The sequence below is a fragment of the Actinoplanes sp. TBRC 11911 genome (genome assembly GCF_012933445.1).
GTDB lineage: Bacteria > Actinomycetota > Actinomycetes > Mycobacteriales > Micromonosporaceae > Actinoplanes.
In genome coordinates this window covers 112,344-122,815 of sequence record NZ_JABBNC010000031.1, presented here as the reverse complement: position 1 = coordinate 122,815, position 10,472 = coordinate 112,344, and the positions used below count along the sequence as shown (strand labels likewise).

9 protein-coding genes are annotated in these 10,472 nt (G+C 72.0%); 1 reads left to right on the top strand and 8 read right to left on the bottom strand.

All coding sequences use genetic code 11. The features are described from left to right. Positions 1 to 56 precede the first annotated feature (56 nt). The 5 genes from HH310_RS32360 to trpC all read right to left on the bottom strand — a co-directional run bounded on the left by HH310_RS32360 (position 57) and on the right by trpC (position 5,423). Positions 57 to 1,304, bottom strand: a complete 1,248-nt coding sequence (locus HH310_RS32360; RefSeq protein WP_169179518.1) for an NAD(P)/FAD-dependent oxidoreductase — start codon at positions 1,302 to 1,304, stop codon at positions 57 to 59. Positions 1,305 to 1,321: 17 nt separating this feature from the next. Beyond that, positions 1,322 to 2,506 (bottom strand): prolipoprotein diacylglyceryl transferase, encoded by a 1,185-nt coding sequence (lgt, locus tag HH310_RS32355; RefSeq protein WP_312034461.1) that lies wholly within the window; start codon positions 2,504 to 2,506, stop codon positions 1,322 to 1,324. Positions 2,507 to 2,587: 81 nt separating this feature from the next. Beyond that, entirely contained in the window at positions 2,588 to 3,382 is a 795-nt protein-coding gene (trpA, locus tag HH310_RS32350; RefSeq protein ID WP_169179505.1) for a tryptophan synthase subunit alpha, read from the bottom strand. Continuing rightward, a complete protein-coding gene (trpB, locus tag HH310_RS32345) occupies positions 3,382 to 4,623 on the bottom strand; it encodes a tryptophan synthase subunit beta (protein ID WP_169179504.1) in 1,242 nt (413 codons plus the stop codon). The genes trpA and trpB overlap by 1 nt, the downstream gene beginning before the upstream one ends. Further along, positions 4,620 to 5,423, bottom strand: a complete 804-nt coding sequence (gene trpC, locus HH310_RS32340; protein WP_169179516.1) for an indole-3-glycerol phosphate synthase TrpC — start codon at positions 5,421 to 5,423, stop codon at positions 4,620 to 4,622. Before trpC ends, trpB begins: the two co-directional genes overlap by 4 nt. Positions 5,424 to 5,825: 402 nt before the next feature. Here trpC and HH310_RS32335 point away from each other — a divergent pair, with 402 nt between their 5' ends. Next, positions 5,826 to 6,107: a hypothetical protein gene (locus HH310_RS32335; RefSeq protein ID WP_248294639.1), complete on the top strand. Its 282-nt coding sequence runs from the start codon at positions 5,826 to 5,828 to the stop codon at positions 6,105 to 6,107. A gap of 10 nt (positions 6,108 to 6,117) precedes the next feature. Here HH310_RS32335 and HH310_RS32330 read toward each other — a convergent pair whose 3' ends face one another. From HH310_RS32330 to hisI, 3 genes are read right to left on the bottom strand one after another with little or no spacing between them, the layout of a single operon-like run. Beyond that, the gene (locus HH310_RS32330; RefSeq protein WP_169179502.1) at positions 6,118 to 6,708 is read right to left on the bottom strand and encodes a Trp biosynthesis-associated membrane protein; all 591 of its coding nucleotides are present in this window, start codon (positions 6,706 to 6,708) and stop codon (positions 6,118 to 6,120) included. Then, entirely contained in the window at positions 6,705 to 8,237 is a 1,533-nt protein-coding gene (locus HH310_RS32325) for an anthranilate synthase component I (protein WP_169179501.1), read from the bottom strand. Before HH310_RS32325 ends, HH310_RS32330 begins: the two co-directional genes overlap by 4 nt. Then, positions 8,234 to 8,590 carry a phosphoribosyl-AMP cyclohydrolase gene (gene hisI / locus HH310_RS32320; RefSeq protein ID WP_312034460.1) on the bottom strand — a complete coding sequence of 119 codons (357 nt, stop codon included), beginning with the start codon at positions 8,588 to 8,590 and terminating at the stop codon, positions 8,234 to 8,236. The genes HH310_RS32325 and hisI overlap by 4 nt, the downstream gene beginning before the upstream one ends. Positions 8,591 to 10,472: the final 1,882 nt, after the last annotated feature.

Genomic DNA, 10,472 nt, shown 5'->3' with positions numbered 1-10,472 from the left:
GTCACAAAACCCCACACCCCAGGCGGCCCGCGTGCAGTGTGGGGAGCCGCGCCGGGTTAGTCGGGTGGGGACCAGTCGGTGTCGGGGGCCTGCGACAAGAGGCGCGGGTGGTTCAAGGCGGCGTCGCGGGCGCGCAGCGCGAGGCGGCCGCGGGCCTGGACCACGGCGGACATGCGGCGTGTCTGACGGACCACGCTGGTGGTGCGGGGGCGGCGCACCCGGCTGTACTCCTCGATCGCCGCGACCAGCTCGGGGCCCGGCGCGGCCGGCGCGGTCAGCGAGCGCAACGTGGCCGCGTCCTCGAACGCCAGGCACGCGCCCTGACCCAGGTGGTGCGGCATCGCGTGGGCCGCGTCGCCGAGCAGCACCACGCCGCCCGGCCCGGACCCGAACGCGTACGTGCGGGGCAACGGCCGCAGCTCCCGGACCTCCTGCGGGACCAGCTCGGCGGGATCGGTCGCGTCCAGCAGCGCGCCCACCGGCTCGTGCCAGTCGCCGAACCAGCGCCGCAACAACGCCAGCTGCTGCGCGGGCGGCTCCGGGCGGGGCGCCCCGGCTGCGGTGGCCACCCAGTAGACCCCACCCTTGCCGGCCGCTCGCTCACCCAGCGGAACGGAGACGAAGCGATACCCGGCACCCAGCGTCTCGCCGGCCGAAAACCCGGTGCCCACCGCCTCAGCTGCCGAAGACCCGGCACCAACCGCCTCACCGGCCGAAGACCGGGCGTCCACCCTCTCGCCGGCCGAGAACCCGGCGGGCACCCGGTAGCTGGGGATCACCGCCTGCCAGGCCGCGAAGCCGGACCCGACCGCCGCGGCCTCCGGTGCCAGCACCCGGCGGATCGCGCTGTCGATCCCGTCGGCCGCGACCACCAGGTCGGCCTCGACAGACGTGCGGCCGTCGCCGAGCACCGGCCGTTGCTGACGGCCGACGCGCACCGAGGTCACCTCGAAGCCGGTACGGATCTCCACGTCGTCGCCGAGGCCCGCGACCAGCGCGTCGAACAGGTCCTCCAGATGCACCACGGCATGCGTGGGGGTGGCGTCCCGGGGCGTCACCAGCCACTGCCCGTCCGGCCTCCGGATGCCGCCGTCGGCCAGCGGGGACGCGATCGCGGACCACCCGCCGTCCGGGTCGAGCGACTCCAGCGCCCGGCGGCCGTTCGCCCACAGCACCAGCGCGGTCGGCGGCGCCGCGATGCGTTCGCCGCGTTCCAGCAGCACGACCCGCCAGCCGGTGCGCGACAACGCACCCGCGACGGCCAGTCCGGCCATGCCCGCGCCCACCACCGCCGCCGTCCGCAACGACGTCACCGGAAGGCTCAGCGCTCGTCGTTCGGCTCGGTGTCTCCGCTGGTCTTGGTCTCGTCGGCGGTGTCCTTGCCGGACCCCGCGGTGGCGCCGGTCGCCAGCACCGACTCGCCCACGCCGTCCGGGCCGGCCGGGTCGTCCGGCTCCTTGGGGTGACCGCCGGCGGCGATCTCCTCGGCGATGTCCTCGGGGGTGTCCGGCGGCAGGATCCCGGTGCGCCGGTACGCCTCGAACCGCGCCTCCGAGACCACCTGGTAGGCGCGCGTGTTCTTGATCGGGGCCGGCTGGGCGCTGACGTCGACCTGGGACACGTCGCTGGCCGGCGCCGCTTCCGGCACGGTGGTGGGCGCGTCCTCCGGCACCACGTACGCGCGCGGCCCGCGCACCATGACGAAGTAGATCAACGCGAGGATGAACAGCACGATCGCGGTGAACACGTTGAGCCGGATGCCGAAGATGTGGTTGGCCTCGTCGATGCGCAGCATCTCGATCCAGGCGCGGCCCGCCGTGTAGGCCATCACGTACAGCGCGAACGCGCGGCCCCGCCCGAACTTGTACTTGCGGTCGAGCAGCCACACCAGCAGCGCGACCCCGAGATCCCACAATGCCTCGTACAGGAATGTGGGCTGGTAGAGGTCGGGCAGCGTGACCGCCTTGCCGTCGATCACCGTGGCGTGGCCCGGGTTGGACCGGTCCATGTCGTGCACCTCGAGCCCCCACGGCAGGGTGGTGACCTTGCCGTACAGCTCGTTGTTGAACCAGTTGCCGAGCCGGCCGATCGCCTGCGCCACCGGCAGGCCCGGGGCGAGGGCGTCCGCCATCACGCTCAGCGGCAGCTTCATCTGCCGCGCCGCGAACCACGCGCCCAGCGCGCCACCGGCGACGGCGCCCCAGATGCCGAGACCGCCCTCCCAGATGTAGAAGGCGCGGACCGGGTCACCGCCGGAACCGAAATAGTCCTGCGGCGAGGTGATCAGGTGGTAGACGCGGGCGCCGACGATTCCGAACGGCACCGCCCACACCGCGATGTCCAGCGACGCCCACCGCGCGACACCGCGCGCACGCAGGCGATACTCCATGATCAGGACGGCGGCGACGATGCCCAGGACGATGCAGATCGCGTAGGCACGCACCGGCAGGCCCAGCACGTGCCACACGGACGTCGTCGGGCTCGGAATCGCGGCAAGCGGGGTCACGGCGAAAAGGCTACCGTCGGTCGCCTGGGTCGTGACGCTCAGGGCGCATCGGTTTCGTGAAGCTTCTGCCGTCCCGGCCCATCAGCTTCGTACGCCTTCGGCCAGTTCGGTGCTCAGCGCGCGGAGCCGGTCGAGGCCGGTCCCGCGGTCGGGCGCGTCGAGCACGCAGCGGATCAGGGCGCTGCCCACGATCACGCCGTCGGCGAAGGAGGCCACCTGGGCGGCCTGGGCGCCGTTGCCGACACCGAGGCCGACGCCGACCGGCAGGTCCGGGTTGGCGTGCCGGACCCGCTCGACCAGCTCGGGTGCCTGCTGCGACACGTTCTTGCGGGCGCCGGTGACCCCCATCAACGCCGTCGCGTAGACGAAGCCACGGCAGTTGGCCAGGGTCATCGCGATCCGCTCGTCGGTCGAGGACGGCGACACCAGGAACGTGCGGTCGATGCGGTACTCATCCGACGCCGCGATCCATTCGGCGGCCTCGTCCGGGATCAGGTCCGGGGTGATCATGCCGGTGGCGCCGGACGCGGCGAGATCGCGGGCGAACGCGTTCACGCCGTACTGCTCGATCGGGTTCCAGTAGGTCATCAGCACCACCGAGGCGCCCGCGTTCGCGACCGCTTCGATGATCCGCAGCGTGTCGCGGGTGCGCACGCCGCCGGCGAGGGCGATATCGGACGCTTTCTGGATCACCGGGCCGTCCATGACCGGGTCCGAGTACGGCAGCTCGACCTCGATGACGTCGCAGCCGGCCTCGTGCATCGCGATCATCGAGGCGATGCTGTCGTCGACCGTCGGGAACCCGGCCGGCATGCACCCCACCAGCACCCCACGGCCTTCGGCCTTGGCCTTACCGAAAACCTCCGAGATGCTCACTATTCCTGCTCCCCCGGGATCAAAGCTTCCACCGGATCCAAAATCCCGAAGTACGCCCCGGCGGTGTGCACGTCCTTGTCGCCGCGGCCGGACAAATTCACCACGATCGTCGGCGTACGCCCGAGCTCCGCCCGCAGTTGCGGCACGATCCGGGCCGCGCCGGCGAGGGCGTGCGCGCTCTCGATCGCCGGGATGATGCCCTCGGTACGGCAGAGCAGCTGGAACGCGGCCATCGCCTCGGCGTCGGTGACCGGCTCGTAGGTGGCCCGCCCGGTGTCGTGCAGCCACGCGTGCTCCGGACCGACACCCGGATAGTCCAAACCCGCGGAGATCGAGTGCGACTCCTTGGTCTGACCATCCTCGTCTTGCAGCACGTACGTGCGGGCGCCGTGCAGCACACCCGCCGTGCCGCCGGTGATCGACGCCGCGTGCCGGCCCGTCTCGATGCCCTCACCGCCGGCCTCGAAGCCGTACAGCCGCACCTCGTCATCGGGCACGAACGCGTGGAAGATACCGATCGCGTTCGACCCGCCGCCCACACACGCCGCCACCGCGTCCGGCAGCCGGCCCAACATGTCGAGGGACTGCTCGCGCGCCTCGAAGCCGATGCCGGACACGAAATCACGGACCAGTTCCGGGAACGGATGCGGCCCGGCCGCCGTGCCCAAAAGGTAATGCGTGGTGTCGACGCTGGCCACCCAGTCACGCAGAGCCTCGTTGAGCGCGTCCTTGAGCGTGCGTGAACCGGTGCTCACCGCAACCACGGAGGCGCCCAGCATGCGCATGCGAGCCACATTCAGCGCCTGCCGCTCGGTGTCGGTCTCGCCCATGTAGACGACACACTCCAGATCGAGCAGAGCCGCCGCCGTGGCACTGGCCACGCCGTGCTGCCCGGCACCGGTCTCGGCGATCACCCGCGGCTTGCCCATCCGCTTGGTCAACAGCGCCTGACCCAGCACATTGCGCACCTTGTGCGCACCGGTGTGATTCAGGTCCTCACGCTTGAGCAAGATCTCCGCACCCAGCGCCTCGGACAGGCGCTCCGCCCGGTAGAGCATGCTCGGCACCCCGGCATAGTTGCTCAGCAGGCTCCGGAACTCGGCCTGGAACACCGGATCCGTCTTCGCGAACCGATACGCCGCATCCAGCTCGTCCAAAGCCCGCACCAGAGCCTCCGGAATGAACCGGCCACCATACCGGCCGAAATGCCCGGCCAGGTCCGGCAACGTCGGGGCGCTCACCGCACCGGCCTCGGCGTCGCCGGATGATTCCCAGCGTTCACCAACTCAGCCACAGCGTCACGCGGCGACTTCTGCGTCACCAGACCCTCCCCCACGAGTACCGCGTCGGCACCGGCCGACGCGTACCGGATCAGGTCGTGCGGTCCGCGCACGCCCGACTCGGCGATCTTCACCACGTTTTGGGGCAGGCCGGGCGCGATCCGCTCGAACACCGAACGGTCCACCTCGAGAGTCCGCAGGTCACGGGCGTTGACTCCGATCACTTTGGCGTTCGCCTCGAGGGCACGGTCTGCCTCCTCCTCGTTGTGTACCTCGACGAGGGCAGTCATACCCAGTGATTCAATTCTCTCAAGTAGACCGACCAGTACATTCTGTTCGAGGGCCGCCACGATCAGCAGGACCAGGTCGGCGCCATGCGCCCGCGCCTCGTGCACCTGATAGGAGGAGACCACGAAGTCCTTGCGTAGTACCGGCACCTGCACCGAGGCACGCACCGCGCTGAGATCGGCTAACGAGCCACCGAACCACCGGCCCTCGGTGAGCACGCTGATACACCGGGCGCCGCCGGCCGCGTACTCCCCGGCGAGTTCCGCCGGGTCCGGGATGTCGGCCAGCGCCCCCTTCGACGGCGACGACCGCTTGACCTCAGCGATCACCGCCACGCCCGACTTGCGCAGCGCCGCATAGGCGTCGATGGCCGGCGGTGCCGCCGCGGCCATCTCCCGCACCTGCTCCAACGGCACCCGTTCCTGCCGGGTGGCGACGTCCTCCCGCACCCCCGCGAGAATCTCCTCCAGCACGTTCTGCGGCCCGCCAGCTCCCGCTTCCGACTGCTGATCGGATGTCACGTAATGACTCCCCTCTCCGGGTGTCCTTGGCCCGATGCTAGGAGGTCGTGGTCATCGGCGACCGGCCGGGGTATGGCGCGCCTCACGAGTCGGGCTGCGGCATAATGCGCCCTGCTCGGCGGGCATGTTTGATCCGTCACAGGCACCTCGGGAGCCCCAGCAGGGACACCTCATCTGATCGGTGGACCCCACGACGTGTTGATGTGCGCGTCACGCTCCGGAAATAGGACACGGTCATGATGATGCCAAGGCACACTGGTCTGCGGTGCCCGTTCGCGGGTGCCCCGCGCCAGTGTTTTCGTCAGCCGTACCGCCTGGACCGCACTGCCTCGACGATCGATGTGGAGATTCACCGTGGCCGCCGCTCCGACCGGGACGCAACCCGCCGGGTTCGTCACCGTCTCTCGCACCGTCGTCTCCGCCGCCGCCGATCTGATGACCAACGTGCAGCGGGTGGTGGTCGGCCCGGCGAAGGTGCGCACGGCGTGGGACAACGCGTTCGCCGCGACGCTCGCCGACAAGACCGCCCGTGAGGCCCGTCTGCGGCTGACCCGCGAGGTCGCGGCCCTGGTCGCGGCGGGGCACACGGCCCCGCGCAACCGCGCCGGCGCGCAGCAGAAGGCGACGGCCGGCTAGGCCTCGCCGGCTACGCCTCCGTGGGGTCGTCGCCCCGGTCCAGGGCTTCCCAGGTGGCCCGGTGGTCCTTCGGTTGAAGGGCGACGTCGGGCTCACGCCCGGCGGCCGCCAAGGGCTCGGACGGATTTCCTGGATTCGTCTCCCGGGACGGGACCGGACCACGCTCGTACCGGGAAGACATGCCGGGCCATCGATGACCGAGACGCGCGGCAGTGACCCCGCCGGCCAGGATGATCGCGCCGCCGAGGACGCTGACCACCGGCCAGAGGGTGCCGCCGCTGCCGGCCGAACCGATGTCCAGGCCGGCGCGCCCGAGGATCGAGCCGGCGATCACGCCGAGGCCGGCCAGCGCGAGCAGACCGCCCAGCACGCGCCGCACCCAGCCGCCGGTGGCCAGCAGCGCGCCGGTCCCGGCCAGCGCCACCAGCGCCAGGCCGATCACCCACGGCTCGATGTCGGCGCCGGTCTGCTTGGTGCGCAGCGACGACATGCCGGTGCGCGGGGTGACCTGCAACGACCACGTGCGCGTCGAGGCCCAGACCGCCAGACCGGCCCCGGCCAGGCACGCGAGGAGGGTTAACGCGTAGGCGCGACGGTTCATCGGGCGGCGCGCAACGTCTCGGCCGACGCGATCGCCGCGAGCACCGCGGCGGCCTTGTTCCGCGTCTCCTGCTCCTCGGCCACCGGGTTCGAGTCGGCCACGATGCCGGCGCCGGCCCCCACGTACGCCACGTTGTCCTTGATGAGCGCGGTGCGGATCGCGATCGCCATGTCCATGTCGCCGGCGAACCCGAAATAGCCGACGGTGCCGCCGTAGAGGCCGCGCCGGGTCGGTTCCAGCGCCTCGATGATCTCCATGGCCCGTACCTTGGGCGCGCCCGAGAGCGTGCCCGCCGGGAAGGTCGCGGCCAGCGCGTCGAAGGCGGTCTGCTCCGCGCGCAGCTCACCGGTGACCGTGGAGACGATGTGCATCACGTGGCTGTAGCGCTCGATGCGCGCGAACTCCGGCACCTCCACCGTGCCCGGACGGCACACCCGGCCCAGGTCGTTGCGGCCCAGGTCGACCAGCATCACGTGCTCGGAGCGCTCCTTCGGGTCGGCGAGCAGCTCGGCGGCCAGCGCGTTGTCCTGTTCCGGCGTGGCGCCGCGCCACCGCGTCCCGGCGATCGGGTGCAGCAGGGCCTTCTTCACCCCGTTCTCGTCGTTGCTGACCTTGAGATGCGCCTCCGGGCTGGACCCCACGATGTCAAAATCGTCGAACCGCAGGAGATACATGTACGGGCTGGGATTGGTGGCGCGCAGCACCCGGTAGACGTCGAGCGCGTTGGCGTCGGTCGGCCGCTCGAACCGCTGCGCCACCACGATCTGGAAGCACTCGCCCGCGCGGATGGCCTCCTTGGCCTCCTCGACCGATTTCTGGTACGCCCCCGGCGCCGTGTTGCTGACCGGGTCACCGGCCGGCTGCCGCTCCACCGTCGAGATCATCGGCGGCGTCGGGCGGGACAGCGCGGTGGTCATCGCGTCCAGCCGCCCGACGGCGTGGTGATAGGCGGCACGCTTGGCGTCGTCGGTGGCGCCGTCGGCGAGGATGGCGTTCGCCACCAGGATCGCCGAGCCGTCGTAGTGGTCCAGCACCACCAGATCGGTGGCGAGCATCATGCCCAGCTCGGGCAGCTCGAGGTCGTCGGTCGCGCTCACCGGCAGCCGCTCGAAGCGGCGCACCAGGTCGTACGCCAGGTAGCCGACCATGCCCCCGGTCAGCGGTGGCAGGCCCTCCCCGGCCGGGCCCTCGGCCAGTGCTTTCACCGTCTCCCGCAGAGCGACGACCGGGTCGCCGTCGCTTGGTACGCCCTCCGGCGGGGTGCCCAGCCATGCGGCTCGGCCGTCGCGCTCGACCAGGGTGGCGGCGCTGCGGACGCCGACGAACGAATACCGCGACCAGGCGGCGCCGGACGGGCCGGCGCCCTGCTCGGCCGACTCCAGCAGGAAGGTGCCGGGGCCGCCGGCGAGCTTGGTGTACACGCCGACCGGGGTCTCGCCGTCGGCCAGCAGCCGCCGGATCACCGGCACGACGCGGCGGGTCTCGTTCAGGAAACCTTGCTCATCGGGGAAGACGGCTCCGCTGGTCATGGCGTCACCACCGGCAGCTCGTCGCTGAAGCAGGTGTGGGTGCCGGTGTGGCAGGCGGGACCGATCTGGTCGACGGTGACGAGCAACGCGTCACCGTCGCAGTCCAGCGAGACCGACCTCACGTACTGATGGTGACCGGACGTCTCGCCCTTCACCCAGTACTCCCCGCGGCTGCGCGACCAGTAGGTGGCGCGTCCGGTGGTGAGCGTGCGGTGCAGGGCCTCGTCGTCCATCCACGCGAGCATCAGCACATCGCCGGTGGCCTGCTCGCGCACGACGGCGGCGACGAGGCCGTCCGGGGTGCGCTTGAGCCGGGCGGCGATGGCCGGATCCAGGTCGGTCTTGACTACCACGAGACCGATTCTCCCTCCCGGCGGCGGGTCCTGTCCGGCGAGGTCTCCGACACGGCCACGATCCGGGCACGGGGGATGTGCGGGACGGCGAGTAACGGTACCGTCGTCGTGCGCCGCGGCCCGCGCCGTGCCCTGCCAGGGGCGCCTCCGTCCGAGGTCCGAGCTGGCCGGCGCCGCGACCGCGACGGGAGTCTAGAACCGATGGAGCCGACGTCGAGCCCCGACAACCCGCGCCCGCAACGAGGCCTGGCCCGCTTCTGGCCGGTCCACCGCGAGGGCGAGGACGAGACCGGGGCGTCCGATTCGGGGGATATGTCGATCGCTCATCCGGGTGAAACCGAGGTGGTCGCGCTCGGCTCCCGGGAGGTTCCTCCGGCGTCCGCCGGCATGGACGGGCCCCTACCGTCGTCATCGGACCGCGATTCAGATCACTCCGACGCGACGCCGCCCGGCGAAGACGCAGCTCAAAGCCTAGAGTCCTCGGGTGCCGCCCGCTGGGAGGGGAATTCCGGCACGTTCGGCGGGTTCGACCTGGGTGGGCGCAACGGACGCTTCCTGTTCGGGGGCCGGAACACCCCGCCCGCGCCGCGCGGCCTCAACGGCCACGCCGCGACAGAACTGAACGGACGGACGAGGGATCCGGCTGCTGGGGGCTCTACTGTGGATGACCCGGCGCCGGGTGCCGCGGGGTCCACTGCGGAGCCGCCGGGTGCGCAGACTGACGAGAACGGGCGTGATGACATGAGCGGACGGGCGAGCGCACCAGGGTTCCCCGACCCCGCACCCGAGGGCGTCACTCCGGAGCCGGGCGCCGGGGGGCCGGGGCGTCGCCGTGACCTGGGCGACGCGGGCGACCTGATCGCGGGGCGCCGCCGAGAGCTGGGCGACCCGCCGTCACCTCGTCTTGGGGATCCGGCGTCACCGCGGCTTGGGGATCCGGCGTCACCTCGTCTTGGGGATCCGGCGTCACCGCGTCTTGGGGATCCGGTACCGCGGCTGGGGGATCCCGCGTCATCGCGCCTGACCGACCCGGTGTCGCCGCGGCTGGGTGACCCGCCGCCTGCCCCGCCGCGCCTCGGAGAGGTGCCGCCGCGCGTGGGCGACCCGTCGGGCGCGCGCCTGAACGACCCGCCCTTTCCTGGCCCCGCGTCGCCGCGCCTGAGCGACCCGGCGTCGCCTCGACTGGGCGATCCGGCAGCGCCGCGGTTGGGTGATCCGGCAGCGCCGCGGTTGGGTCATCCGGCCGCGTCACGGCTCACTGACTCCGCGGGCGATCCCGCGGCCGCGCGGCTCAACGACCCTGCGTCACCACGCCTCAACGACTCCGCGTCATCGCGCCTCAGCGACCCCGCGTCACCACGGCCGGGAGTTCCGACGCCGACCGACCCCGTGTCGCCGGGCCTCAACAACACGCCGGCCTCCCGGCTGAACGACTCGGCGGCCGCACGGCCGGGCGATCCGGCGGGGTCGCGGCATCGCGAGGCGCCGACGTCACGTCTGAACGACTCGGCTGCCCCACGCCTGGGCGACCCGTCGGCGCCGCGGCTCGGCGACGCGGCAGGTTCGCGCCCGGGAGATGCAGCGGGCTCCCGGCTGGGCGACACGCCGGCGTCGCGGCTCGGGGACGCAGCAGGATCACGGCTCGGCGACCCACCGGCAACGCGGCCCGGAGACGTAGCGGGGCGGCCCGCAGACGTAGCGGGATCGCGGCTGGCCGAAGCAATTGGATCGCGGCTGGGCGACATGCCGGGGACGCCGACCAGCGCGCTGCCGTCCGACTCGGAGTCGCCGCGGCGGCAGGCGACCGGCTGGGCCTCGGTGCCGACGACGACCCACCCGGTGGTGTCGCCTACCTCGGCCACGCCCACGTCGGGTTCGCCCA